The sequence below is a fragment of the Streptomyces sp. NPDC002868 genome (assembly GCF_055563295.1).
This window is the reverse complement of the sequence record NZ_JBVHDR010000001.1, coordinates 446,351-471,865: the sequence shown is the minus strand read 5'-3', so window position 1 is coordinate 471,865 and position 25,515 is coordinate 446,351. Positions and strand designations below refer to the sequence as shown.

The following is a 25,515-nucleotide window of genomic DNA, read 5'->3' as shown; positions in this document are numbered from 1 at the left end:
CACGCCGCAAGTGCGGACCTTCCTCCGGACAAAACGCAGGAAATGAGCCACCACGTGATCACACACGCTGCTCCCGCCACGCAAGAACTCCGCTCCCAAGGAAGCGCGCTTCTGCACGGCCCTGCATCACCGCTGTGCTCAACACGCCAAGGGTCCGGGGCGCTGGTCCCACCCTACGCCCCCCGGCCAAGTCCCGGACAGGGTGCGGGACGTACTGACGGCGGTTGAGCGCACGGCATCCGCGGCGACGATGTCTCCGAGCACGACCCGGCGCTCCAACACTGGCCTCCTTGGAAATCCAGCGCCTGGCACCTCTCGCGGGCGAGGAAGCCCGCACCGCTGTCAGCCGTGCGCTGCCGCAGATGTCATGTCACGGCAGATCCCCGGGGCCGTCACGCCTGAGGACCATCCGGCGACGGGTTGGAGGTACCGGTGGCGGCGTGGGCCTTGTGCTTGCCCACCGCTCAGGGTCACCGAGCCGGAAGAGGAGTGCGGCAGGTGCAGCCGCCGGGGGTAGGCAGCTACGGGGCTGCATTTCCTCTGCGGCGTTTCAGTGCGTGCGCCATGCGTGAAAAATCCTCGTACAGGAGCCGACCGGCCAGCGCGCCGCCGAAGACGACGACACCCACACCGACCAGCCAGGACTGGATGACAGGACAGTTCCGACAGGGCCGTAGGTGACGGTGCTGGATGCGATCAACGGCGAGAAGACGAGCCTGGAGAAGACCCGCAGACCGAGCAGTCCGATAACGGTGAGGACGGCGCCGGGAAACAGGGCGCAGCGAATCCGCCCGCCGAGCAGCAGGCGCTGGGACCACCAGAGGAACAGGACGGCGCTCAGCGACGCGACCGCCCCACCCGCCAGCGGCTCGCGCCGCAGAGTCGTGGTGGCGGAGAAGAAGAGGTATCCGGTGAGGACGGCGAGCCACACCACATGCCGCCACCTGGCCCACCACCGGGCCGCCGGCGGCAGGTCCCAGACCTTCTCGTAGCCGCTCTGCACCGCCGCACCGAAGGTCAGGCCGAACACGGCGAGGGCGGCAATACCGAAGGCCGTCGTGGTCCGCAGGGCCTGGCCGGGCCCGATGAACAACTGCTCGACCTGTTCTCTGGAGGCCGTCGACACGCCGAGCCCCTCCCCCAGCCACTGCGCGAACCCCTGCCCCTGCTTGGGATCGCCCGAGGAGACAATGATCAGCAGCGGAACCAGCGTGAGGAATCCGAGCGCGGCGACCCAGGGCGCGCTGCCCCAGTCCGAGTTCGCTGCTCCGCCGCCACACGCGCCCGACTGGTGAGCGGCTGACCGTTCGGCGTACCCGACGCAGCGGAGACGAACGGTTCCCGGCAGTGGAAGGCTTCATTGACATGGTGCTCGTGGATCGGCGGTCCGACATCTACCGCACGGGTCAGTGGGCCGGGCGACGGCGCGAGCGCGATATCGAGCGCACGAGCAGGTACAGCACGGCGACCACGGCAAGCAGCACCCCTGTGGACAGTAGATACAGGAGGCCGTCCACGACAGCGCCGATGACGACCAGCGCGATGGCGCTGCCGAGCAGAACCAGGAAGAAGATCATGGCGCTACGCCTCCTGGAGTCGTGGCGGCGGTAGGGACTGGTCGACGGGGTCGCACCAGGGCGGGCCCAAGCCGTCTACCAGTAGTGCCGGCGTCCGCCGACCGCGTGACCGACCGCCCCCAGGACCCACAGGATGAGCCCGATGACGACCAGGATGATCCCGAGGGTCCACAAGATGGCGATGCTGGCCACGAAACCGATGACGAGCAAGATGACCCCGAGAATGATCATGATGACCTCCGATCTCGCAGGCACCTCAATCTCAGAGTAGGCGCAACCTGTGACGGTAGCCTGGCGGCTGGCCCCCCCTTGCGCGTACCCGCGGGTAGGTCTTCGCACGAGCTGCTGGAGCGCTCGGCACTGCTGCCCGACCGCACCGTCGAGAGCTGCGGGTGGACCGACCCAGGATCGCGTAGCGAAGGCGACCGCGGGACGTCCACGCTTGTGACGAGGCACGTTCGGCACAGATGCGCAAGGCGCGCTTCCGATGGAGCGCGGTCAACCTCTCGACGCAGCCGGGGCTCGGGGATGCTGATGCACCGTGCACGTCAGGCGTTGCCGCACTCCGTGAAGAGGCGTCAATTTTGCGATTCAGGCCGTTCCTGCAGCCCGAGGTAGGGGCGCTATCCGTAACCTTCAGGCAGGACTACGGTGTTGAGTGAAGCCCCAGTCCCCGGCAGCGATGTTCTGTTGTGCTCCGGGAAGGTTGGCCGTGTCCGTCTTACTTCTCATCCTCATAGTGGCCCTGTTCGGCCTCGGCTTCCTCAGCCCCGTCTGGTGGGTGGCCGCAGCCGTTCTCATCTTCGGTCTCGTGCACTCCGGCCGAGGTGGCGCCAGGGGTGGGTCCCGCGGCGGCCATTCCGAGTACCAGGGTTACCAGGACTACCGGGCTTACAGGGACCGTCAGGACCGCTGGGACCGCCGGTACAGGCGACAGCGCCTGAGCCATTGGAACCGTCGGGACGGCCCGTGAAGCCGGACGCCGGAGGAACGTGCCGCGGGGTCGGTGGAAGGCGGTGGCCGAGGAACGGCTGCCGGGGGGTGGGCGCGAGGGCTATGCTGCGATGGACGTCCCAGACCCCGGCGTGGCCCAATGCTGTTGTCGTGCTGGTGCCTGCGGGGAGTGACAGTTCGTCTGGATCACCACAGGCCCACCTTCGAGGCGAAGCCGGTCGGGTTCACGGCCCTGCAACAGGGTTGCCATCCGTCGCTCTTGCCTGCCCTGTAAAGGCGTCCGACCACGCGGAATGCGTGCCAGGCGTAGCCGAAATCCCAGGCCCGCCCAGCGCTGCACCAGGTGGTCATAAGACCTGAGGCACTATGCCTGTTCTGTCAAGCTTGAACATCCACCGGCGCGACCGGGGAAGCCACGCGACCATCACCCTGGCGGGTGAACTCGACCTGGAGACGGCACACTCCGTGCGCGTGGTGGTCGAACACTGCCTGGGGGACGGAATCCGTACGGTCGACATCGACCTGACCCTCCTCACCTTCTGCGATGTCAGCGGCCTCAATGCCTTCCTGGTCGCATCTCGGCTCACCACCACGGCCGGGGGGTCGCTGTGTCTGCGCCACCCGAGTCCGATGCTGACCCGCCTCCTGGATCTGACCGCCACCGGCTTCCTCCTCTACGACCGGCCCTTGGTATCCGCGTCGCGTGCCGCCGTCGCGGACGACCTGGCCGCCGGGCGTCCCACATCGCTGGCCTCGTGACCGGGCCGGGAAGCATGACCAAGAGCCCGCTCGGCGCCGGCGGCACGGGGCAAGGTGGTGGTAGGTGATCAGTGACCGCATGGTCAGGGTTCTGCGCCTGCTGCAGTCCGACGACGGCTCCGGCCAGGTCGCCGATGTCACCGCGGCCGGCGCCGCCGCGCTGGGCGTGGACGGCCTCGCGGTCTCCATGGTCACCGAGGGCGACCTCACCGAGCTCCTGTGGTGCTCGGACGCCGCGACGCGCCGCTTCGAGGACCTTCAGCTCACCCTCGGGGAGGGCCCCGGGCCCGACGCGGCCCGTACCGGCGCGATGGTGTGGGTGCCCGACCTGGTCGGCGTTCGCCTAGCGCGCTGGCCCGCGCTGGCCATGGAGGCCCCCGCCCTGCCGACCCGGGCGGTCTTCTGCTTCCCGATGGGGATCGGCGCGATCCGCACAGGTGTCCTGACCGCCGTACGCCGCACCCCGGGCCCGCTGACCGCACAGCAGGCCGACGACGCGCTGATCCTGGCCGACGCCCTCACCGCCCGGTGCCTGGGCAGCGGCGAGCCACGCGTGGCCGGGCCGACCCCGGCCGGCTCCCCGCCCACCCTGCAGCACGCCGTGATCCACCAGGCGACGGGCATGGTCAGCGTCCAACTCTCCCTGCCCCTGCCCCAAGCCCTGCTGCGGCTGCGCGCGCATGCCTACAGCAGTGGGCGCTCCATCACCGACATCTCCCAGGACGTGGTGGACCGACGGCTCCGCCTGGACCACAACGGCAACGGCAAGCCCCCGACCGTCGTAGACAAGGACTGATCGACATGCCCCGCGAACAACGGCTCACCGAGGTCTTCGTGGAAGTCGCCGACTCCCTGACCGACGACTTCGACCTCATCGACTTCCTCCAGCAGCTCTCGGTGCGCTGCATGGAACTGCTGGACGTGGCGGCGGTCGGCATCCTGCTGGCCGACCAGCACGACACCCTGCAGACCATCGCCGCCTCCGACGAACACACCCGGCTGCTGGAACTCTTCGCCCTGCAGCACGACCAAGGCCCCTGCGTGGACTGCTACAAGAGTGGCCAGGCCCGCACCAACATCAACCTCACCGATCCGAAGACCACGGAGAGCTGGCCGCAGTTCGCCACCCGCGCCCACGAGACGGGATTCGTGGCCACCAACGCACTCCCGCTACGGCTGCGCGGCCGCGTCATCGGCGCACTCGCCCTGTTCCAGACCGACCCCGAACCCCTCAGTGATCAGGACATCACCCTCGCCCAAGCCCTGGCAGACATCGCGACCATCGCCATCCTGCAGCAGCGCACCCTGGACCACAGCCACATCGAGCGTGCCCAACTCCAGTACGCCCTCACCAGCCGCATCGTCCTGGAACAGGTCAAGGGCATCCTCGCGGAACGCTGGCACATCTCACTCGACGACGCGTTCACCGCCTTCCGCTCCTACGCCCGCGCCCACCAACGTCAGCTCGCACAGCTCGCCCGCGAGATCGCCGACGGCGACTTCGACACCACCCTGATCCCCCACCCGGCCACTCGCCACCCGAGCGGTGACCCGACGACACCGGGTGCCGTCAGCCGGCACCCCGAACATCCGCTGCCGTAGAGGTCTCGGCGCCGAATCCGCCCACCGCTGCCTGTCGGCTCTGGACCGACTGGCAGCGAAAAGCCATGTTTCCGCAAAGCCGGACCGGACAGCTCCGCCCTTCAACCGCCTGAGCAGCATCAACAGCGAGGTGACACCCCCTCAGAATGAGCGTCAAGATATCGCCCGTAACACCCACACCGCACATAATGCGCATGCACAGAACCGCAGGTCAGGCGTCCTTCTTCACCGGCTCAAGGATCGCCACGCACTCCACGTGGTGGGTCATCGGAATGCGGTCGAAGCAGATCGTCTCGCCCCGACCAGTACACCCGCTCCACGATCCCTTGGCTCACTGCCTGAGCGCGACACCGCTGTACGATTACTCTCCGTTCTCCGGTGGCCGACGCTTGATGGCTGGCTGAAGCACGCCGAGATCGCGCTCAGCGGCATCTCTCAATGGGCTCCCTGGGGAGAATCTGGGGAGAAACGACAGAGCTGGGGAGCCACACCCCTTCACCGGTTCGGGCCAGCGGATGCGCGCCGGCCGCACAGCGGAGTTCGTTGTTGACCGGCATCCCCTCCGCGAACAGCGACCAGTCCGCCTAGCAGATCACCCTGGCCGTGCCGTCAGTTGCCAGCCGTTCGTATCGTCGCGCCACCGTGCGGGCCGAACTGCCCAGCAGGCGGGCCAGAACATCGAACGGGGCGCGGGGCGCGATCTGCAGCGCAGCCGAATACAACACGACGAGGTCCACTCCGGGCGTTGCCGCACCTCAGGCGCCGGCCTTCGATGCCTAAAGGAGAGAAGAAAGCATGAACCGAACCACTGCAGGGGCGTCCAGCCTCCCCACGCGGTGCAGGTCGCCTTCAGAGCGGCCTGTGTAACGGTCTTTCTTGAAGCGGGTGCTGGGTACTGGCGGTGTTCGTCATACCCCCCGCGGGTTTCCGGGAGTTGCGCGGTCACCTGGGTTTTTCGGGCGCGCTCCTGCAGCTCGCCCTGTTCGCGGGTGTCCTCGTCGTTCTCGCTGCAGTGTGGCTGCTGTGCGCCTTCTTGATGCGCCGGGGAAACAACTGGGCCCGGCTGGCCATGATTGCCGTAGGCGGTCTCTTCCTGCTGTTCGTGCTGAACGACATCAGCATGAGTGGACTGCCACTCGACTGGACGGCCGTATACCAATACGTACCCGACCTGTTCACTGCCGCCATCGCGATCGTATTGCTCCTGCCTTCCTCCAACGCCTATTTCTCAGCGGTCAGACGCACGACCTGAATCACCAGGCGGTCCAACCGTCTTCGCAGTGGGAGCACCGCTTCCTCACCATGCACACCACCCCGGGGACAACATCCGCATACAGGGAGGGAATTCCGTGTCCAGACGCATCTGTGCGTCGCGGCGGGTCGCTCCCGAGCTCGAGGCAGTCGTCGGAGGGTGAAGAACGGGGCGGCAGCCCCCGGGGGCACGATCCACGTCGATGGGGACCGTCTTCCTTCCGGCGATGCCCGACGCGCCCGGGCTTCGGCCTCCCGCAGCTGCGCACACCACATGCAGCGGTCCACTTCAGGCCCCTGAGCGGCCAGCCGGTACGCGCCGACAAGCCGGGCGTCGGGAGCCGGGATCAGGGCGTTACCGAAGGCGGTCATGTCCGGTCCAACGGCACAATCGAGCCACAGGGAACGGCTGTCCCCGGCCTGCAACCCAACCGTCACCCACTCGCCAAGAAGTCAACCCCGTCTCCTCCGCCAACTGTTTCCGGCTCAGCCCGAAGGGTTGATCGTGGAACGCGCGGCCGATCTTCCCCGCTCACAGCTCTTCACTCACGAATCGCCGCTGTTTGTACTGGCCCTCGAGCTCACTGAGGTGGTCATTGGAGCAAGCGACCAGGAATCGCTCCACGTCCAGCTCCGGGTCACGCGCATGGATCACAGACGAATCCCCCATCAGGCCGCAGACCTCCAGCCCGTAAGGGATCGTCATACCACAGAAGTTGCACAGCCCGGCAAGCAGCACGCCTTCGGCCTGCGGGTAGTCCCCCTTGCCGCGGCCCTTCCACCAGCGGCGGATGGATTCGACGGCGAAGGCTGCGGTCATGGTCGGTGCCGACGCTGACCCAGCCAACCTGCACGGGGTCACCTGCGGGCCGCCATTCGCGGCCGCCGTTCCTGTACGGCCCCATGATTTCCTTCTTCTTCGTATCGACACTGATCACCGGGTCTCCGGCGTCGATATGGTCCTTGGCCTGCTCGTTGATGTAGCGGAACTGGCCGTCCCGGTCCGGGGTGCTGGCCGCCCTCGACGGTCTTGGCGTTGCCCTGCAGGCTGAAGCCCTCCTCGCGCACCACGTCAGCGACAGTGTCGGCGGATATCCGGTGGCCCTGGCGGGTGAGTTCGGCGGCCAGGTGACGGGTGGACGTCGTCGTCCACCGCAACGGCGACATCGGATCACCCCGCACATCCGGCTCGACCAGAGCCAGCAGCGCCGGACGCAGTCCCGGGTCCAGATCGACCGTCCGCTTGCGGCCCCCGCCCGCCCGGCGCACCCCCCCCCAACGGGGCCTCGCCGGACTCCAGTTCATCCGCACCCAGCGAAACCGTGGCCTCCCGGACGCCGGCGGCGCCCCGCCTCCAGCACCCCGCTGGGCTGGCTGAGGTGTGGTGTTCCAGGCGTTCCAGGATGAGCCGGATGCCGGGACGGCACCGCACGGCCGCCGTGGGCACAGAGGTCGGCGACGGCCTCGGAGGTGATCCGGCGGCCTGGTGTGACGGGGATCACGTGGAGATGAAATCCTGTCGTCCGTGTCCGGCGTCTAGAGGGTGTGAGATCAGTCAGGAAGGCACCGGGCGAGCTGGACGAGGAGCATCTCGTCCGGAGGGTGGCCAAGGGGGACCGCGCGGCGTTCGAGGAGCTGTACCGGCGTACGTCGCCGTGGATGGCGGTGCGGCTGCGCCGACGCTGCGCCGACGAGCAGATCGTCGCCGAGGTCATGCAGGAGACGTATCTGGCGGTGTGGCGCGCGGCGGGCGCGTTCGCGGGGTCCTCGGTCAGTGGGACGGCCGTCGGTTGGCTGTGGACGATCGCGGCGCGCCGCCTCGTCGACGCGTTCCGGCGCAGGGCTCATCATGCCGAGCCGCCGCCGGCAGCCGCTCTCCCCGACGCGGCGCCCGCCGCCGAGGAGGAGGTGCTCGCGGCGACCGTCGGCGGGGACGTCGGCGACGCGCTGCGGCGCCTGGCACCGGAACTCAGCCAGGTATTGCAGGCCATGGTTCTCGACGGGCTGTCCGTCCGGGAGACCGCGGTCCTGCTGGGGCTGCCCGAGGGCACGGTCAAGACCCGTGCCCGCCGGGCCAGGAGCGCGATGCGGGAGGCGCTGTCATGAGCGTGGAACACGTGTCGATGCGGATCATCGACGGTTACGCGCGCGGCGACACGGACCTCGCCGCCGACGAGGTGTGGGCCCTGGAGGCCCATCTGGAGACATGCGGGACGTGCCGTGACCGGCTGTCGGCCGCCGTCACGGCCGAGGCGCCCGCCGTGGCGGCACTGGTCGACACCGTGTGGTCCGGCCTCGAACCCCAGCTGGCCGCCACGGCCACGGCGCCGCGCCGACGGCAGTGGTCGGCGCGGCTGTCGAGGTGGCTGACGCCGACGATGGTGCCGTGGCTGGGCATGGTCGTGAGCGTGACACTGCTCGCGCTGCTGCTCGACCTGGTCGGCACCGGCTCCGGCGAGGTGTCGCTGGTGCTGCTGCTCGCGCCTGTCCTACCCGTGCTGGGAGTCGCGGCGTCCTGGTCGCGCAGCCTGGACCCGGCGTACGAGCTGACGGCCTCCGCGCCGAGAGCCGGGCTGTACCTGGTGCTGCGGCGCACCGCTTCCGTGCTCGCCGTGGTGCTTCCCGCACTGCTGGTGGGCGGATGGGCAACGGGGGTGATGGCGGCCCAGTGGCTGCTGCCCTGCCTCGCCTTCACCTCCGCGACCCTGGCGCTCGGCGGTGTCGTCGGCGTGACCCGCGCCGCCGTTGGGCTGGTGGCCGTGTGGACCGCCCTGGTCGTGCCGCCGAGCCTGGCCACCAGCCGTACGACCTTCGCCCTGGACACGGGCGTGCTGCCGGTGTGGGGGCTGATCCTCGCGCTCGGCATCGGTGTCGTGATCGCCCGCAGGGGCGCGTACTCCGTGCTGGGAACCCATCGATGACCATCGGAAAGGACCAACACCCCATGCCCACGGTGAACGCGGCTGACATCGCACCGACGGCCTACGCCTGGGAGATCCGCGCCACCGGCCTGAAGGTCAGGGTCGGCAGGAAACGGATGGCCGTCGACGGGCTCGATCTGTCGCTGGGCACCGGCGTACACGGTCTGCTCGGCCCCAACGGAGCGGGCAAGACCACCCTCATCCGGGCGCTGGCCACCGTGCTGCGCCCCACCGGGGGCACGCTGGAACTGCTCGGCGAGTCCGTCGGCGGCGTGGGCGAGTACCGTGCGCTGCGCCGCCGGATCGGCTACCTGCCGCAGGAGTTCGGCTACTACAAGCGCTTCACGGTGCGCGAGTTCGTCGAGTACATGGCGTGGCTGAAAGAGGTGCCCAAGACGGACATCCCTGCGGCGGTGCAGCGCGCCGTGGAGCGGGCCGGCCTGGCGGACCGCGCCGACGAGAAGATGAAGTCCCTGTCGGGCGGCATGGTGCGGCGGGTCGGTATCGCCCAGGCCATCGTCAACGACCCGTCGATCCTGCTGCTGGACGAACCGACGGTCGGCCTTGATCCGGCGCAGCGGCTGCGCTTCCGTGAGCTGCTGCAGGAGCTGGGTGGGGACACGTGCGTGGTGGTCTCCACCCACCTGGTGGAGGACGTGGCCGCGGCCTGCACCGACGTGGTGCTGCTCGCCGAGGGGCGGCTGGTCTTCCAGGGCACCCCGGACGAGCTGGCCGCGGCGGGCGGTCCCGAGCACGTGGGCGACAGCCCGCTGGAGCGCGGCTACTCGGCGCTTCTGCGGGTCCCCGGGCAGGAAAGGGGCACCTGGTGAACACCCGTGTCCTGCGCACCGAACTGAAGCGTTCCGTCGCGCCGTGGGCCGGCATCGTGGCCCTGGCGACCGCGCTGGCGTTCCTCTACCTGATTCCCGGACCGTGGTGGGACGGCACCGCGCTGTGGACGGCCCAGTGGACCCCCATGGCCCTGTGGACCCGCATGCTGCTGGCCTTTCTGTGGCCGCTGGCCCTGGGGTTCGGGGCACTCCAGGGGCTGCGCGACCACCGCTCGGCGATGTCCGAGCTGCTGACGAGCACACCCCGGCCAGCCCGGCACCGCGCGGCCACGCTGGCGTGCGCGACCGCGATCACACTGGTCTCGGCCTTCGTGCTCCCCGTCCTCTTCGGCTCCGTCCAGGTGCTCACCGGCAGTGCGTACGCACACCTCGGATGGCTGCCGATCTCGCTCGTCGGGGCACTCTCCCTCGTCGCGGGAGCCGTGCTGGGCATGGGAGTCGGGCGAGCCCTGCCGTCCCCCCTCACCCCGCCCGCGCTGGCCGTGGTCGCCTTGGCCTTCACCACCCTCCTGCGGCTGTCGTCGGACTCGGCGGTGCCGACGGGCGCGGTGCCGATCCGGTTCCCGCTGCTGTCACCGGCGGTGGCACCGGTGCGCGAAGTGCTCCTCACGCTCTCAGCCTCCGTGCACATCGGGCAGACGGTCTGGCTGCTCGGCATGGCCGCGACAGGCTTCGCCCTGCTGCTGGCGGCGACCCCGCGCGCCCGACTCCTCGCCCTGGCCCCCGTCCTGGCGGGCGCGGCGATCGCCCTGCTCGTCCTCCCCTCCGATCCGCGCCGGACGTACGTCGTCGACGAGGCCGCCGCCGCGCAGGTGTGCGACGGCCCGGTGTGTGTGACGAGGATGCACCAGGCACGACTCGCCGACCTCGCGGGTCCCGGCAAGGAAGCGCTGCGCCTGCTGAGGAAGACCCTGGGCAGCCAGGCTCCGGTCTCGATCCGGGAAGTCACCGCCCCACGGGCATCGAGCGCCACGCTCGAGCGGTCCCGCACGTCCGTGCTCATCGACTTCGACGACGGGGCGATCTCCACCGTGAAGGGAAAGGACCTGACCCGGGCTCTGCTCGCCCAGGGCATGGCGCCGCACTGCTCCCCCCGCACCACCGTCAGCAGCAGCGGCATGCCCAGCGAGACCGCCGCGCAGAGCATCGTCGCGGGCTGGGTCCTCGGGGACCTCACACCACTCCGCGGCACCCAGCACCCTGAGAGCGACCTGATGGTGCTGGCCGAACCGGTGTGGAAGGAACTCAAGGCGCTGCCGCGGGCCGAACAGCGGTCGCGGATCCGTGCCACGCACGCCGCGGCGCTCTCCTGCACGAGCGACACGCTCTTCGTACTGTCCGGCGGTGAGTCCCCGTGAGATGGCTGACGCTGTACGCGCGCTCACGGCAGGTGCCCGCGTCGTTCGCCGTGGTGGTCGCCAGTGCGGTGGCGGTGTGGGCCCTCACCCGGGAGGTCAGCGAAGGGCCCGGTGATCCGCGGCTGCCCGCGCTCGTCCTCGCCGCGGGCGCGATGGCGGTGTCAGTCGGATTCGGCGGGCAGGACGTCGCCCTGGACCGGACGGCAGCGATCCGCTGGGTACCCCGCAGGGCGGCTCATGTGCTGCTCGGCGGTGCGGTCATCGGCGCGGTGCTCCTGGCAGTGCAGACGATGGGCGAGGACCTGGCCACCACCGCGTTCGTCATCCGCAACAGTGCGGGGCTGATGGGGCTCGTCGCCGTCGGAGCGACGGTATGGGGGGCGCAGTACGCGTGGATGCTGCCGATCATCTGGCTCTCGTACGCGATCTTCGCTCCGTCTCCGGTGGGTGTGCCGACGCAGGTGGCGAGTTGGATGCTGCTGCCGCCCGGCACGGCGGCGGGCACCTGGACGGCTCTGGTCATCACGTTCGTCGGCACCGCGGCCTACGCCGTCGCGGGACCGAGACGGTAGCCGGTCCCGGCCACCGGATCGGGCGACCGGCCGGCAGAGTCCTGGACCGGCCCGACCACGGGACAGCGGCCGCACCACCGGCGTCGTTGTCCTTGGTCCGTTGTCCCACGGGCCGTCCGCCGAAAGGTTTGTGCAGCACCACCCGCACCGGGAGCAGCCATGCGAACCCGAGTAAGCATCAGCGACGTTGTCGCGACCTTCGTACTGATCTGCTGCATCGCAGTCGTGATCGGACTGGTCAACAGTCGCTGAAATCCACCAACACCACGGGGAGTCGATCCACTATGAACACCATCCGCACCCGCACCGCCTGCATGACCAGCTGGAGCACATGCGCCACCGCTGATGGTCCTGCCCCAGCTGGCTCTGACCGCACCTGCACTGCGGACAAGCGCCCCCGCGCCACAGCCAGCCGCGGCGCCGGAAACCGACACGGAGGCCGTCAAGCGCCTGCGTAGGGAACTGGCCGATGTGTCGTGGCCCTCGTCCTCGCCGAGCCGAGGCCCCCCAGAAACGGCCATGGCTCTAACGGTTGGCGGGGGCGCGCCGACCGGCTGCGCCCCCGCCAACTACGGGGGCGACGCCTGTGTCACCAAGCGTCCGTATGCGCGGCTGACGGTCACGCCTTGCTGAGCCGCACCACGTCCCCTGCCCTGCCGCCCGCGAGGACATCGATCCGGGCTCCGGTGTCCGGATCGGTGAAGGTCTGGCCAGGCGCGTAAGCGGCCAGGTCCAGCTGGGTGCAACCAGTGGGCGGGGTGGCGGTCGGGTTGGCGTTCATGATCCTGACCGGTCCCTCGCCGGTCTGGGTGGCGGAATCGACCTTGTAGATGAGCACGCCGGTGGAACAGGCGGCCTGGTCATTGCCCTCGGCGCGGCGGGACTCCACGACGTACGCCGTCGTCTCGCCGGTGCGCAGTACGGCGATCTTGGTCCCGCCGGGGCGCTCCACCGGGGTCAGCCGTACCGTGCGGCGTCCGGGCCTGGGCAGACACGCGACCTGGTTGTCGCGGGTCCAGCCGAGCTTCCACGAGTGCCAGCCGAGGTACTGCGGGGCGGGCCCTGCGATGTTGCCCATGACGTCCCAGCCGCCGGCGTACTGATGGGTGGAGCCGGTGAAGGAATACAGGTCCGGGAGGCCGAAGGTGTGACCGGTCTCGTGGGCGGCGACCTTGTATCCCCAGCGCCACATGTCCTGCCCGAAGGTGACCGCCCACTTGACCCGGGTGCCGTCGGCGGTGACACCGGGCGTGGTCGGGTCGTAGAGGTAGGTCGGGGAGAAGGAGATCGCGCCCGCTGCCTTCGTGGGGACGACATAGACCATGTCGTACTGGGAGAGGTCCACGTAGGGGTCGGCGGCGGTGATCGCGTCGCGTACGTACTTCTCGTGGATCTCGAAGGTGAGGCCGCGCGCGAACCCGTACGAGGTGGAGTCCGCGGGCATCCGGATCCAGCGGTGCAACGAGCTGATGGCGAGCCGGGAGCGGCCGTAGCTGGCTCTGCTCATCCAGTCGGCGGCCGGGGCGAGTTGGGCAGCGTACCCGTCCGTGGAGTCCGTGGCCTGCGCGTCGGGGAAGTCCACGAAAAGGGTCAGGACGCGGCGGGTGCCGCTGGAACGCTGGAACTGGATCCCATCGGTGTTGTGGCCTTCGTCGGTCCAGCCGGTCTTGCCCGGAAGAGCACAATCTGCCGCCGGAGCTGGCGAATTGGGCTTTGCGGCAGCGGTCGCCGTGGTCGGGGCGGCAAGACAGGAGACGAGGGCGAATGCGGCGGCGAGAGGCCGCAGGCGGGTCGGCAGAGCGGACATGTCTCTCCCTTAGGGGGCAGTGGTGGCAGACGGAAGCGGAAAGGAAGGACAAAAGAGGATGGGGTTACACGCGGTCTGCGGCCAGATCCATCAGGCGGGCCAGCACACGGCCGCCGGAGGCGGTGACGCCATCGTGCTCCCATTCATTGGTGATCCAGACGCGGGTGGCACCGACCTCGCACGCGGTACGCAGGGAGAGTGCGGCGTCCACATACATGTCGTCGTGGTAGACGACCGCGGCGAGGGGGACCTGGTTGGCGGCGAGGCGGTGGGGGTCGTACAGCGGCGGCCAGTCGGCGCGTTCGGCCAGCAGGTCGGCGGCGCCCGCGAAAGGGCGCAGACCCGTGATGTCGCGGAACATCCACGGGTAGATCATTTCTCCGGTGAGGAGGAGGGGATCCGCATCCTCGGCGAATTCGGGCAGGTCCGCGAGCGCCCGCGAGGCGGCCCAGCCGCTCGAGCCCGCGCCCTGACCGTAGAGCGTCTCCTGCATCACGGCGAACAGCGGATTGTCGGTGAAGCCGGTGAGGGCCATCACCTGGTGGAGGAAGGTGTCGCTCGGCTCGCCCTCGGCATCCAGGGATTCGTCGAGCAGCCAGTGGATCCGTTCGAAGCCGTCGCCCATGCCGAGGACGAGTCCGAGGGTGCGCAGGCGGCGGGTGGTGAGGCGGTCTCCATTGGGCAGGTGGACCTCGGTGGCCGCGAGGAGATCGGCGATCTTGCGGAGGCGGGGGGCGTCGTCGGGGTAACGGGCGTAGAAGTCGAGAGCGCGGTCCCGCACCCGCGGGTAGGTGCGGGCGTATACGTCGTCGGCGGTGGCGGTGAGACCGGGCAGACCACCGGTCACGTAGCAGGCCCGCAGTCCCTCGGGCGCCTGGGAGAGGTACGAGAGGGTGATGAAGCCGCCGTAGCTCTGGCCGAGTGTCTCCCAGGGCTGTTCAGCGCAGAGCTGACGGCGAATCAGTTCTGCGTCGGCAACCACGGCATCTGCACGGAAATGGCAGAGATGCGCGGCGAGTTGGGCGGCGGAAGCGAAACGGGCGGCGGACCGGGCGGTGATCGGGGTGGAGCGGCCGGTGCCGCGCTGGTCCAGCAGGAGCACCCGGTGGGTCTTGAGCGCCTGGGGCAGCCAGCTCGGTGAACCGGCCGACGGACGGGGTGATTTGCCGCCCGGGCCGCCCTGCAGGTAGAGCAGCCAGGGGAGTCGCTCGCCGACGCGGGCCGAATCGTTGACCTCACGGGCGAAGACCTGGATGTCCGGCCCGTTGGGGGCGGAGTGGTCCAGGGGGACGGTGAAGACGTGGTCGACGGTCGCGTACGCGGGGTTCATGGATCCCTTTCACAGCCCAAGAACTGCGGTATGAAGTGTGACATTGCATGGATCAGCATGGTGCGGCCGACTGTCGGTGGGGAGCCCCCAAGTCCGCATAACTCCACGTTATGGAGGGCTGTGCCGCCTGAGTCAGCCGTGGCCCGCGTCGACCGGGGCCGCTAACCGGCTGTCTTCGCCGCGGTCTCGCTCTTGGCCCAGAGGGAGCGGACATGGCCCAGGTGCTTGGCCATGAGCTTCTCCGCTCCCTTCGCGTCACCGGCGAGCATCAGGTCGAGGAGTTCCAGGTGTTCCTCGGCCGAGGGGATCAGCCCGCCGCGCTCGTCGAGGGCGGTGAGTCCGTACAGGCGCGATCGCTTACGCAGGTCGCCGACGGTTTCGACGAGCCTCTCATTGCCGGAGAGGGTGAGAAGCGAGAGGTGGAACTGCCGGTCGGCCTCCAGGTAGCCAATGAGGTCGTGGTCGCGCGCGGCCCGGACGATCTCCTCGGCGACCGGCCGCAGTGCCTCCAGTTCCTCACGAGCGGCGGACCGGGTGATCCGGCCGACCGTGGGGATCTCGATCAGGGCACGGATCTCGGTGTACTGGTCGAGATCGCGCTCGTTGACCTCGGTGACCCGGAACCCCTTGTTGCGGACGGGCTCGACCAGGCCCTCCCGGGCCAGGTCGAGCATCGCCTCGCGCACGGGCGTCGCGGAGATCCCGAAGTCCTCGGCAAGGACCGGCGCCGAGTACACCTCGCCCGGCCGCAGCTCGCCGGAGATCAGGGCGGCCCGCAGGGCATGGGCGACCTGGTCGCGCAGCCGCTCGCGGGTGGCGTTGAGGTCGCGCTGCTTCAGGTGCCCCATAACGGTGGTGATCCCTTCATCCCGGAGCGGATCACCAGCGTACAATGTCACGTTGTTTGCACAGGTGACAGGGTGTACGTACGGCTGGAGGTGTAGAACTCCAGGGCCGCGTGACCCTGTTCGCGCGGCCCGTGGCTGGATGCCTTGGCGCCGCCGAAAGGCAGGTGGAAGTCGACGCCGGTGGACGGGGCGTTGATCCGGATCATCCCGGTGTCGAGCTGATCCAGGCCGTTCAGGGCCGTGTCCAGGTCCGCGGTGTGGACCGAGGTGACCAGGCCGTACGGGACCGAGTTGGTGATCCGTACCGCATGGTCGAGGTCATCGGCGGGCAGCAGGGCCGCGATGGGCCCGAAGACCTCCTCGCGCAGCAGCCGGTGGCCCGGGGACACCTTCTCGACCAGGGTCGGGGCCGTGTACCAGCCGGGGCCGTCGGGCACGATGCCGCCCGCGAGCACCGAGGGCCCGCCCCAGGCACTGCTGACCTGATCGCGGGCATGTTCGTTGATGAGTGGTCCGCACACCGTGGACGGGTCGGCCGGGTCGCCGACCGGGACGGTCCGCAGCGCCTCGGAGAGTGCCTCGCGCAGGGGGTCGAGGGCCGCGCCGACCGCGATCACGCGGCTGGTGGCGGTGCACTTCTGGCCCGCGTATCCGGCGATCGCGGCGGCGATGTGGGCCGCGGCCTGCTCGATGTCGGCGTCCGGAAGGACGAGGGCCGCGTTCAGGCCGCCCATCTCCGACTGGACCGGGATGCCCCGGGCCGTGGCGGCACGTGCGACTGCCTGGCCGACAGTTGTCGAGCCGGTGAACGAGACGACGTCGGCGGCGGAGACGAGTGCGTTGCCCTCGGTCGCACCGCCGGGCAACACGGTGAACTCCCCTGCCGACAGGCTCTGTTGGACGATCTCTGCCAGGCGCTGGGCGCACGCCGTCGCTTCCGGAGCAGGCTTGAGGACGACCACGTTGCCCACGGCGAGTGCCGGGGCGGCCTTCCAGCTCGGGATGGCGAAGGGGAAGTTCCAGGGTGTGATGAGGCCCGCGACGCCGTGCGGGCGCCGGCGGGTGAGGAGGAGTCCGGGGCCGGCCGCCGGTTCGTGGACGGCGCCGGTGGGTTCGTAGGGGGCCTGGGCGTAGTACCGCCAGATCGCTGCGGTCCGCGCGACCTCGGCCCGGGCCTCGGCGAGCGGCTTGCCCACCTCGCGCACGGCGAGTTCGGCAAGCTCGTCCACGACGGCCTCGATGCCGGTGGCGACCGCGGTGAGCGCCGCCGAACGGGCGGCCGCGCCACCGATCAGCCAGCCGGGCTGGGCGGCACGTGCCCGCTCGACGGCGTCAACCGTCGCGAACGCGCCGGGAGTCGGGATGTTGACGAGTACGTCGGTGGGGTCGGCCGGGTTGTGGGAGACGAGGCTGGTCACAGGAGGAAACCTCCGGGGAAGGGGTCGTCCGGGTCGAGGAAGTACTGGGCGGTGCCGGTGATCCAGGCGCGGCCGGTGATGGCCGGCACGACGGCGGGCAGCCCCCCGACCTCCGTCTGGGAGAGGAGCCGGCCGGTGAAGCGAGTCCCGATGAAGGACTCGTTGACGAAGTCGCGGCCCAGGGGCAATTCACCGCGAGCGTGCAACTGTGCCATCCGTGCCGAAGTGCCGGTGCCGCACGGGGAGCGGTCGAACCAGCCCGGGTGAATCGCCATCGCGTGCCGCGAGTGGCCGGCGTCCGAGCCGGGAGCCGCCAGGTAGACATGCTTGACCCCGGCGATCTCCGGCTGTTCCGGGTGGACGGGCCGGTCCGGCGACGCGTTGATCGCGTCCATGACCGCGAGCCCGGCGGCCAGCAGGTCGTCCTTGCGGGCGCGGTCGAACGGCAGCCCCAGGTCGTCGAGGTTGACGAAGGCGTAGAAGTTGCCGCCGAACGCGAGGTCGTAGGTGACCGTCCCATACCTGGGGACGTCCACCTTGCGGTCCAGGCCGACACAGAAGGCAGGCACATTGGTGAACGTGACCGACTTCGCCACGCCCTCCAGTACCTCTACGTCGACGGTGACAAGGCCGGCCGGGGTGTCGAGCCGCACCGTGGTGACCGGTTCACTCACCGGCACCATGCCCGTTTCGACGAGGACGGTGGCGACGCCGATCGTGCCGTGCCCGCACATCGGCAGCAGCCCGGACACCTCGATGTAGAGGACCCCGAAGTCGGCGTCGGGCCGGGTCGGCGGCTGGAGGATCGCCCCGCTCATCGCGGCATGGCCGCGCGGCTCGTACATCAGAAGCGTTCGGAGATGGTCCAGATGCTCGATGAAGTGCAGCCTGCGCTCGGCCATGGTGGCGCCGGGGATCACACCGACGCCGCCGGTGATCACCCGGGTGGGCATGCCCTCGGTGTGCGAATCGACGGCGTGGAAAACATGACGCGTACGCACGATGAATCCTTTCGAAGCAGCTCGGATGCGGTCAGTGGTGACCGTCGGCGACGGCCTTCTCGGTGGCGGCCCGGACGCCGGCCTCGATCTCCCCCGTGAGAGGGAAGCGCGGCGGGCGGGTGGGACCACCGCGGCGGCCGACGATGTCCATGGACAGCTTGATGGACTGGACGAACTCCGTCTTCGAATCCCAGCGCAGCAGCGAGTGCAGGGACTTGTAGAGCGGCAGGGCGGTGTCCAGGTCACCAGCGACGGCGGCGTTGTAGAGCTCGGCGCAGGTGGCGGGGAAGGCGTTGGGGTAGCCGGCGATCCAGCCGACCGCGCCGGCCAGGGCAAGCTCCAGCAGGACGTCGTCCGCGCCGATCAGCAGGTCGAGTTCCGGGGCGAGTTCGGCGATCTCGTACGCCCGGCGGACATCGCCGGTGAACTCCTTGACGGCGACGATGTGCCCGTCGCCGTGCAGCTCGGCCAGCAGCCCGGGCGTCAGGTCCACCTTGGTGTCGATGGGGTTGTTGTACGCGACGACCGGCACCCCCGCCCTGGCGGCCTCGGCGTAGTGGGCGCGGACGGCCTGCTCGTCGGCTCGGTAGGCGTTCGGGGGCAGCAGGAGGACCGAGCCGCAGTCGGCTTCGGCCGCCTGCTCCGCCCAGCGGCGGGCCTCGGCGCTGCCGTACGCGGCGACACCGGGCATGACCCGCGCGCCGTCGCCCGCGGCGTCGACGGCGGTACGGACCACGCGGGCCCGCTCCTCGTCGGTGAGGGTCTGGTACTCGCCGAGCGAACCGTTCGGCACGACACCGTCGCAGCCGTTCTCGATCAGCCAGTGGACATGCTCGGCGTACGCGTCGTAGTCGACGGACAGATCGTCGCGCAGGGGCAGCGCGGTGGCGACCATGATCCCGCGCCAGGGGCGGGTGCTGTTCCAGGTGGTGGCGGTCATGCCAGTAAGCCTTTCTATAATGTGTGACATTTTACTGGTAGGTGTGCGGCGCCCACAAGGGCGGACCGCGGGTCAGTGGTCGGCGCCCGGGGCGGTATCGGGCCCGATCTCGGCGGGCCCGTCGAGCGAGGCGAGTGCCGAGAGCGGAACAGGCACGGCGAACGGACGGCGTTCAGCGGGTGGTTCCACGGCACCCTCGCGGGCCGCGAGGCAAGCTACAGCCGTCCCGCACATACGCCCCTGGCACCAGCCCATGCCGGCCCGGGTGAGGAGTTTGACGGTGCGTGCGTCGCGGGCCCCGAGGTCGGTGACGGCTTCGCGGATGCTTCCGGCGGATACTTCCTCACAGCGGCACACGTCCGTGTCGTCGGTCAGCCAGCCCGTCCAGCCCGGTGCCGGGGCATGGGCGATGGTCATCGCGTCGGCGAAGACGCGCATCCGGTCCCGGCGGCGTTGCAGCTCGCGGACGCGCCCCTCACGGACGGGGTGCCCGTACAGTCTGGCGGCTGCCGCCAGCCCGGCCAGTTCCCCTTCCGAGCGGGCGAGCTGTGCGCCACCGACTCCCCCGGTCTCCCCCGCCGCCCACAGGCCACGCACCGAGGTTTCCTGAAGGCCGTCCAGGACCAGGGCGGATGTCCCGTCAGCCAAGGAGTGGGTGGCGCAGCCGAGTGCAGTGGCCAGTTCGATCTGCGGGGCAAGGCCGTGCCCCACAGCGAGCGCGTCGCACTCGATCCGCCGGCCCGCCCCCCGTACGGGCCGCCAGTCGCGGTCGAGCCGGGTGACGGTGACGGCCTCCACCCGGTCGGTGCCGTGCGCCTGGGTGACCGCGCTGCGCAGCCGCAGCCGCACCCGGTGCCGCAGCAGAGCGGCACCGTGGACCGCAGCCTCGGCCAGTTTCTGCGGGTTGGCCGCGAGCGCGCGGGGATGGCGGGCGTATCCCAGATAGCCGCCCGCCTCGATCACGGCCGGGACCTGCGCGCCGGCGGCGGCGAGCGAGGAGGCGACCGCGAGCAGCAGGGGCCCGCTGCCTGCCACGACAACGCGCTTACCGGGCAGCACCAGGCCGGACTTGAGCATGGCCTGCGCTCCCCCGGCACCCACGACACCCGGCAACGTCCAGCCAGGAAAAGGCAGTTGGCGTTCGTACGCCCCGGTCGCGAGCAGGACCGTACGGGCCCGCACCTGCACCGACCGCTCTGCGGTGCCGTCGACCCCGGTGACGGCGTGCACCGCCCACAGACCGTGGTCCTCCTTGGTGACCGCCCAGACATGGTGTCCGGACAGGTGGCTGACGTCGCTCTGCTCCAGGCGTCGGCGGAGCTCGGCGAAGGCAGCCCAGTCGTGGTGCAGGGCCTCGGGCCGCGCCGACCCCAGGCTGGGCGCCGGATGCCGGTAGAACTGTCCGCCGTGCTGCGGCGATCCGTCCAACAGGGCGACGGACAGTCCGAGTTCGGCGGCGGTGACGGCCCCTGCGAGACCGGCCGAGCCCGCTCCGATCACTGCGAGGCCGTACGGGTCAGACGCTGAGGCGGGCATGGCCGTGTCCCTCCTGGGTGGTGATCACGTCGCCGGGAGCGGCAGGCACCAGACAGGCCCTGCGGTTGGGCTCCCCATTGATGGTGGCGAGGCAGTCGTAGCACTGCCCGATGCCGCAGAAGACACCCCGCGGGCGGCCGGCGTTGCGCGTAGTGCGCCAGGCGACGATGCCCGCGGACCACAGGGCTGCGGCGACGGACTGCCCAGGCAGGGCGGTGACCGGACTGCCGTCCATCGTGATCTCGAACGACGGGCCGGGGTTCGCACCGACCAGGTCGGCGGGGGTACGGGCCACTGCGGGCCTCCTCTCGTAGCAGACGGGTCAAACGGCGGCTTCGAAACGGCCGGGACGGAACGGGCCCAGGTCCAGCGGTAGTTCACCGCCGTCCAAGGAGCGCGCGATGAGCAGCCCGGTGGCCGGGGCAAGCCCGATCCCCGCGCCTTCGTGACCGCAGGCGTGCAGCAGGCCGGGCACCCGCGGATCGGGGCCGATGGCCGGTAGATGGTCGGGCAGGTACGGGCGGAAACCGGCATACGTCCGCATCGCCCGGACCCCGGCCAGGAACGGGAACAGTGCGGTGGCCTGGGCCGCCAGGCGGCGCAGCACCTCGGTCGACAACGTACGGTCGAAGCCGACCCGCTCCCGACTGGCACCGATCAGGACGGGGCCCGCCGGGGTGCCCTCGACCACGGCCGAGGTCTGCAGCGCGGCGGAACCGCTCGCGACATCGGCGACATAGTCCGCGGAGTACACCTTGTGCCGCACCACACGCGGCAGCGGTTCCGTGACGAGAACGAAACCGCGGCGGGGCAGCACGGGAAGCTCGACGCCCGCGAGCCGGGCCAGCTCGCCACCCCAGGTGCCGGCGGCGTTGACCACGTACGGGGCATGCACGTCGCCGGCCACCGTACGCACCCCCCGTACCCATCCGTCCGCCGTGGTGAGCAGGCCGGTGACCTCCTCGCCGAGCCTGAGGCGCACCCGCCCGCCGCCCGCGCGCAGCAAATGCGCGGCCGCCAGGGCCGGCATGACCTGCGCATCCTGGGGGTAGTGGAAGCCACCTGCCAGGCCGGGGGCCAGATGCGGCTCCAGGTCTTTCAACCGGTCCCCCGGGACTTCCTCCGCCTGCACACCGGCCTTCTCCTGTCCGGCCGCGAAGTGGCGCAGGGCGCGCATCCCTGCCTCCCCGGAGGCGACGACGAGGCCGCCCTTGGGTTCGTACTCGATCTGCGGCGGGAGCAGTTCGGCCAGCTCCCGCCACAGCCCGGTGGACAGCAGCGCGAGATCGAGTTCGGGTCCGGGCTCCTTGTCGGAGACCAGGAGGTTGCCCTCGCCGGCACCCGTGGTGCCGCCCGCGACGGAGCCGCGGTCGATCACGGTGACGGAGAGGCCGGCTCGGGCTGCGTAGTAGGCGCAGGCCGCGCCGACCACGCCCGCACCGACGACGATGACGTCCGAGGTGTTTCTCGTAGGCACAAGCAGTAATATTTCACATTGCACTGACGATGCCAAGGGCTTCACGTGATCTGCCCGCGGTTCACCCCTCCAGCAGGGCGCCCATCCACGTCTCGACGGCGTCCGGCGTCCTCGGCAGCGCGCCCGACATCAGTCGTGCCCCCTCCGCAGTAATCACAAGATCGTCCTCGATGCGTACGCCGATGCCACGCAGCTCGGGCGGCAGGGTCTCGTCGTCGGGCTGGAGGTAGAGCCCGGGTTCGACGGTCAGGACCTGCCCCTCCTCCAGGATCCCGTCGAGGTACACCTCGGCCCTCGCCTGTGCGCAGTCGTGGACGTCCAGGCCGAGCATGTGCCCGCTGCTGCACAGGGTGTACCGGCGATAAAAGTCTCCCCCGGCGCTCTTCAACACCCCCCATTCCACGAGACCTTCGGCGATCACCCGCATGCAGGCCCGGTGGAAGTCGCGGAAGCTCGCGCCCGGCTTCAGGGCCGCGATGCCCGCTTCCTGTGCGGCGAGGACGAGTTCGTACACCTGTCGCTGCACCGACGAGAAACGCCCGGAGAGCGGGAGGGTGCGGGTGATGTCCGCGGTGTAGAGGCTGTCGGTCTCCACGCCCGCGTCCAGGAGCAGCAACTGCCGTGCGTCCAGCGGCCCGTCGTTGCGTATCCAGTGCAGCACGCAGGCATGGGCGCCGGAGGCCGCGATCGTCTCGTAGCCGGTGCCATTGCCCTCGGCACGGGCCCGCAGGCCGAAGACACCCTCGATCCAGCGCTCGCCGCGCGGATGGGTAAGTGCGCGCGGCAGAGCCCGTACGACGTCCTCGAAGCCGGTGGCGGTGTGGTCGACGGCGAGCTGGAGCTGGCCGACCTCCCAGGCGTCCTTCACCAGCCTCAACCCGCTCAGCACCGCAGCAAGTTCGGCATCGGATGCCACATTCCTGCCGGGCGGCAGACCGTCGTACCCATCCAGGTGTACACACCTGATGCCGGTCATCCGCTCGGCCTCCGCAAGATCGGGACGGCGCCCGACCCAGAACTCGCCGTAGCGGCGGTCCCGGTAGAACCCATCACCGGTGCGCAGGGAGCGGGGCCGGATGTACAGCACCGCATCATGACCGCTCGGCCCATCCGGTTCGAGGACGAGGACATGCCCCGCCTGCTCCTCTCCGGCGAGGCCCGTCAGCCAGGTGTAGGCGCTGTACGGCCGGAAGCGGTAGTCACAGTCGTTGGAGCGGACCTTCAGCTCCCCCGCAGGGACGATCACGCGCTCCCCGGGAAAGTGGGCCGAGAGCCGGGCGCGCCGGGCGGGGGTCAGGTCGGCGACGGGCAGCCGGATCCCATCGGGCAACGAGGTGACCGCCCAGTCGCCCGCCATGAAGGACTCGAACTCGGATGAGACGGGCAGATCATGGCTTACCACGCGAATCCCGGTGGTTACTGACTCATTCATGAAGGCCCCCTCGGACACAGGTGAGTAACGGACTTGCCAACGCCTTGTCAGTGCAATTTCACATTACTATGTTACCGGTCACATTCCAGCCCTCATTGGCCGACTGTCCTCGGAGTGACCACTGATGAACCAGCGCACCCTTACCGCCGTCGCTACCGCCCTGGCGGCGACCATCACACTCGGCACCGCCGGCTGTTCCGGCTCCAAGCACCCGGCCGGGGGCCGAGGCGCCGGCGGCGGCAAGAACCCGGCGACCGCCAACCAAGGTGCCGTAGTCGGCGGCACTCCGCAGAAGGGCGGCACCCTCACGGTCCTGTCCAACCAGGACTTCACCCACCTCGACCCGGCCCGCAACTGGGTGATGAGCGACATGGAGTTCGGGACCCGGCTGCTCTACCGCACCCTGGTCACCTACAAGGCGGCCCCCGGCACGGCGGGCGGTGAACTCGTCCCGGACCTGGCGACCGACCTCGGCACCTCCTCCAACGGCGCCAAGACCTGGACCTTCCACCTCAAGCAGGGAGTCAAGTACGAGGACGGCACGCCCGTCACCGCGCAGGACATCAAGTACAACGTGGAGCGGTCCTTCTCCCCCGACCTGCCCGGCGGCGCCGACTACGCGGCCCGCTACCTGGCCGGCGCCGAGGGCTACCAGGGGCCGGCCGAGGGCAAGCACCTCGACTCCATCAGGACGCCCGACGACCACACGATCGTCTTCGAACTCCGCAAGCCCTTCGCGGAGTTCCCCAACGCCACCGTCATGCCGACTTTCGCCCCGGTGCCCAAGGGCCAGGACAAGGGGCCTCAGTACGACAACCGGCCGTTTTCCTCGGGCCCGTACAAGATCGAGTCGTACCAGCGCGGCAAGAAGCTGGTGCTGGTGCGCAACACCAGCTGGGACGCCTCGACCGACGAGGTGCGCAAGGCGTACCCGGACAAGCTGGTCATGGTGATGGGGCTGAAGGCCAACCAGATCGACGACCGGCTGATCTCCAGCCAGGGCGCGGACGCCTCCGCCGTCTCCTGGGGTTCGCTGCGGCCGGAGAGCGCGGCCAAGGTGCTGCCCGACGCGGAGGTGCGCAAGCGGCTGATTGCCGAGTCGACCAACTGCACGGACATGGTCCAAATGCACACCGGGCGGGCCCCGTTCAACGATGTGAAGATCCGTCAGGCCGTGCAGTACGCGCTCGACAGGGACTCGGTGCTCACCGCCTCGGGCGGCCCCGCCTTCAACGACCTGTCCACCGCCTACATGCCGGCCACCCTCTTCGACGGCAAGGAACCGGACACTCTCAAGATCCCCGCGACCGGTGACGTCGAGAAGGCGAAGCAACTGCTGAAGGAGGCGGGCAAGCCGGACGGGTTCGAGACGAAGATGACCGTCTCGACCGGGGACAAGGGGCGGGCCGAGGCGATCCAGCAGTCGCTGGGCAAGGCCGGGATCAAGGTCACCATCGAGACCGTCGACCCGTCGGCGTTCTACGCGACGATCGGCGACACCAAGAACCGCACCGACATCGCGTACACGGGCTGGTGCCCCGACTACCCGTCCGGCTCCACCTTCCTGCCGTTCGTCTTCGACGGCCGCTACATCAAGGAGAAGGGCAACTCCGGCAACCACTCGCTCTTCCGCGACGAGCCGACCATGAAGCGGATGGACGAAATCGCCGCCATGACCGACGCCAAGCAGGCCAACACCGCCTGGCAGCAGCTGGACGGCGAGATCCTCGTCAAGGCCCCCGCCGTACCGGTCCTGGTCCGCCGCTGGCCCCTGGTGCTCGGCAGCAACATCGCGGGCGCCTACGGTCAGACCTCCTTCGGCGGTCAGCTCGACTACGCCACAGTCGGCCTCAAGGACCCGTCCAAGAGCCAGGGCTGAGG

23 protein-coding genes and 2 pseudogenes are annotated in these 25,515 nt (G+C 69.8%); 10 read left to right on the top strand and 15 right to left on the bottom strand.

What is annotated here, in order from left to right; all coding sequences use genetic code 11:
* Positions 1 to 521: 521 nt before the first annotated feature.
* The 3 genes and pseudogenes from ACZ3H8_RS02175 to ACZ3H8_RS02165 form a co-directional block, all read right to left on the bottom strand.
* Positions 522 to 1,367, bottom strand: a pseudogene (locus ACZ3H8_RS02175) (ribonuclease BN).
* Positions 1,368 to 1,406: 39 nt separating this feature from the next.
* Positions 1,407 to 1,577, bottom strand: a complete 171-nt coding sequence (locus tag ACZ3H8_RS02170; protein ID WP_381194364.1) for a hypothetical protein — start codon at positions 1,575 to 1,577, stop codon at positions 1,407 to 1,409.
* Positions 1,578 to 1,652: 75 nt separating this feature from the next.
* Positions 1,653 to 1,808 carry a DUF6131 family protein gene (locus ACZ3H8_RS02165; protein WP_381194716.1) on the bottom strand — a complete coding sequence of 52 codons (156 nt, stop codon included), beginning with the start codon at positions 1,806 to 1,808 and terminating at the stop codon, positions 1,653 to 1,655.
* Positions 1,809 to 2,915: 1,107 nt separating this feature from the next.
* Here ACZ3H8_RS02165 and ACZ3H8_RS02160 point away from each other — a divergent pair.
* The 3 genes from ACZ3H8_RS02160 to ACZ3H8_RS02150 all read left to right on the top strand — a co-directional run bounded on the left by ACZ3H8_RS02160 (position 2,916) and on the right by ACZ3H8_RS02150 (position 4,892).
* On the top strand, positions 2,916 to 3,290 hold the full coding sequence (locus ACZ3H8_RS02160; RefSeq protein WP_467396363.1) for an STAS domain-containing protein: 375 nt from the start codon (positions 2,916 to 2,918) through the stop codon (positions 3,288 to 3,290).
* 64 nt (positions 3,291 to 3,354) lie between these two features.
* Positions 3,355 to 4,086 carry an ANTAR domain-containing protein gene (locus ACZ3H8_RS02155; RefSeq protein ID WP_467396361.1) on the top strand — a complete coding sequence of 244 codons (732 nt, stop codon included), beginning with the start codon at positions 3,355 to 3,357 and terminating at the stop codon, positions 4,084 to 4,086.
* Between the two features lie 5 nt (positions 4,087 to 4,091).
* Positions 4,092 to 4,892 carry a GAF domain-containing protein gene (locus ACZ3H8_RS02150; protein ID WP_467396359.1) on the top strand — a complete coding sequence of 267 codons (801 nt, stop codon included), beginning with the start codon at positions 4,092 to 4,094 and terminating at the stop codon, positions 4,890 to 4,892.
* A gap of 584 nt (positions 4,893 to 5,476) precedes the next feature.
* On the opposite strand, the gene ACZ3H8_RS02145 is transcribed toward ACZ3H8_RS02150, so the two are convergent.
* Positions 5,477 to 5,629, bottom strand: a complete 153-nt coding sequence (locus ACZ3H8_RS02145) for an AsnC family protein (protein WP_467396357.1) — start codon at positions 5,627 to 5,629, stop codon at positions 5,477 to 5,479.
* Positions 5,630 to 5,793: 164 nt separating this feature from the next.
* Between ACZ3H8_RS02145 and ACZ3H8_RS02140 the strand changes: the two genes are divergently transcribed.
* Entirely contained in the window at positions 5,794 to 6,144 is a 351-nt protein-coding gene (locus ACZ3H8_RS02140; protein WP_467396355.1) for a hypothetical protein, read from the top strand.
* Between the two features lie 729 nt (positions 6,145 to 6,873).
* On the opposite strand, the pseudogene ACZ3H8_RS02135 reads toward ACZ3H8_RS02140, so the two are convergent.
* Positions 6,874 to 7,548 (bottom strand): annotated as a pseudogene (locus ACZ3H8_RS02135) (ISAzo13-like element transposase-related protein); the annotation flags it as partial.
* Between the two features lie 140 nt (positions 7,549 to 7,688).
* Between ACZ3H8_RS02135 and ACZ3H8_RS02130 the strand changes: the two are divergent.
* From ACZ3H8_RS02130 to ACZ3H8_RS02110, 5 genes are read left to right on the top strand one after another with little or no spacing between them, the layout of a single operon-like run.
* On the top strand, positions 7,689 to 8,249 hold the full coding sequence (locus tag ACZ3H8_RS02130) for an RNA polymerase sigma factor (protein WP_467396353.1): 561 nt from the start codon (positions 7,689 to 7,691) through the stop codon (positions 8,247 to 8,249).
* Positions 8,246 to 9,064: a zf-HC2 domain-containing protein gene (locus ACZ3H8_RS02125; protein WP_467396351.1), complete on the top strand. Its 819-nt coding sequence runs from the start codon at positions 8,246 to 8,248 to the stop codon at positions 9,062 to 9,064. The genes ACZ3H8_RS02130 and ACZ3H8_RS02125 overlap by 4 nt, the downstream gene beginning before the upstream one ends.
* On the top strand, positions 9,061 to 9,894 hold the full coding sequence (locus ACZ3H8_RS02120; protein WP_467396348.1) for an ABC transporter ATP-binding protein: 834 nt from the start codon (positions 9,061 to 9,063) through the stop codon (positions 9,892 to 9,894). The genes ACZ3H8_RS02125 and ACZ3H8_RS02120 overlap by 4 nt, the downstream gene beginning before the upstream one ends.
* Positions 9,891 to 11,273, top strand: coding sequence for a hypothetical protein (locus ACZ3H8_RS02115; RefSeq protein ID WP_467396346.1), 1,383 nt, complete (start codon positions 9,891 to 9,893; stop codon positions 11,271 to 11,273). Before ACZ3H8_RS02120 ends, ACZ3H8_RS02115 begins: the two co-directional genes overlap by 4 nt.
* Positions 11,270 to 11,845 carry a hypothetical protein gene (locus ACZ3H8_RS02110; protein WP_467396344.1) on the top strand — a complete coding sequence of 192 codons (576 nt, stop codon included), beginning with the start codon at positions 11,270 to 11,272 and terminating at the stop codon, positions 11,843 to 11,845. The genes ACZ3H8_RS02115 and ACZ3H8_RS02110 overlap by 4 nt, the downstream gene beginning before the upstream one ends.
* A gap of 619 nt (positions 11,846 to 12,464) precedes the next feature.
* On the opposite strand, the gene ACZ3H8_RS02105 is transcribed toward ACZ3H8_RS02110, so the two are convergent.
* The 10 genes from ACZ3H8_RS02105 to ACZ3H8_RS02060 all read right to left on the bottom strand — a co-directional run bounded on the left by ACZ3H8_RS02105 (position 12,465) and on the right by ACZ3H8_RS02060 (position 23,634).
* On the bottom strand, positions 12,465 to 13,652 hold the full coding sequence (locus tag ACZ3H8_RS02105) for a M6 family metalloprotease domain-containing protein (RefSeq protein WP_467396342.1): 1,188 nt from the start codon (positions 13,650 to 13,652) through the stop codon (positions 12,465 to 12,467).
* Between the two features lie 64 nt (positions 13,653 to 13,716).
* Positions 13,717 to 14,982 (bottom strand): alpha/beta fold hydrolase, encoded by a 1,266-nt coding sequence (locus tag ACZ3H8_RS02100; protein ID WP_467396340.1) that lies wholly within the window; start codon positions 14,980 to 14,982, stop codon positions 13,717 to 13,719.
* 161 nt (positions 14,983 to 15,143) lie between these two features.
* Complete coding sequence (locus tag ACZ3H8_RS02095; RefSeq protein ID WP_467396338.1) at positions 15,144 to 15,830, bottom strand: GntR family transcriptional regulator; 687 nt, start codon at positions 15,828 to 15,830, stop codon at positions 15,144 to 15,146.
* Positions 15,831 to 15,877: 47 nt separating this feature from the next.
* Complete coding sequence (locus ACZ3H8_RS02090) at positions 15,878 to 17,248, bottom strand: aldehyde dehydrogenase family protein (protein ID WP_467396335.1); 1,371 nt, start codon at positions 17,246 to 17,248, stop codon at positions 15,878 to 15,880.
* Positions 17,245 to 18,249, bottom strand: a complete 1,005-nt coding sequence (locus ACZ3H8_RS02085) for a proline racemase family protein (protein ID WP_467396333.1) — start codon at positions 18,247 to 18,249, stop codon at positions 17,245 to 17,247. The genes ACZ3H8_RS02090 and ACZ3H8_RS02085 overlap by 4 nt, the downstream gene beginning before the upstream one ends.
* Positions 18,250 to 18,280: 31 nt before the next feature.
* The gene (locus ACZ3H8_RS02080; RefSeq protein ID WP_467396331.1) at positions 18,281 to 19,189 is read right to left on the bottom strand and encodes a dihydrodipicolinate synthase family protein; all 909 of its coding nucleotides are present in this window, start codon (positions 19,187 to 19,189) and stop codon (positions 18,281 to 18,283) included.
* 72 nt (positions 19,190 to 19,261) lie between these two features.
* Entirely contained in the window at positions 19,262 to 20,725 is a 1,464-nt protein-coding gene (locus ACZ3H8_RS02075) for an FAD-dependent oxidoreductase (RefSeq protein ID WP_467396329.1), read from the bottom strand.
* On the bottom strand, positions 20,706 to 21,020 hold the full coding sequence (locus tag ACZ3H8_RS02070) for a (2Fe-2S)-binding protein (protein ID WP_467396327.1): 315 nt from the start codon (positions 21,018 to 21,020) through the stop codon (positions 20,706 to 20,708). Before ACZ3H8_RS02070 ends, ACZ3H8_RS02075 begins: the two co-directional genes overlap by 20 nt.
* 27 nt (positions 21,021 to 21,047) lie before the next feature.
* Entirely contained in the window at positions 21,048 to 22,202 is a 1,155-nt protein-coding gene (locus ACZ3H8_RS02065; RefSeq protein WP_467396324.1) for an NAD(P)/FAD-dependent oxidoreductase, read from the bottom strand.
* Between the two features lie 61 nt (positions 22,203 to 22,263).
* On the bottom strand, positions 22,264 to 23,634 hold the full coding sequence (locus tag ACZ3H8_RS02060) for an aminopeptidase P family protein (protein WP_467396322.1): 1,371 nt from the start codon (positions 23,632 to 23,634) through the stop codon (positions 22,264 to 22,266).
* 124 nt (positions 23,635 to 23,758) lie between these two features.
* On the opposite strand from ACZ3H8_RS02060, the gene ACZ3H8_RS02055 reads away from it, so the two are divergent.
* The gene (locus tag ACZ3H8_RS02055; RefSeq protein ID WP_467396320.1) at positions 23,759 to 25,513 is read left to right on the top strand and encodes an ABC transporter substrate-binding protein; all 1,755 of its coding nucleotides are present in this window, start codon (positions 23,759 to 23,761) and stop codon (positions 25,511 to 25,513) included.
* The last annotated feature ends 2 nt before the right edge of the window (positions 25,514 to 25,515 follow it).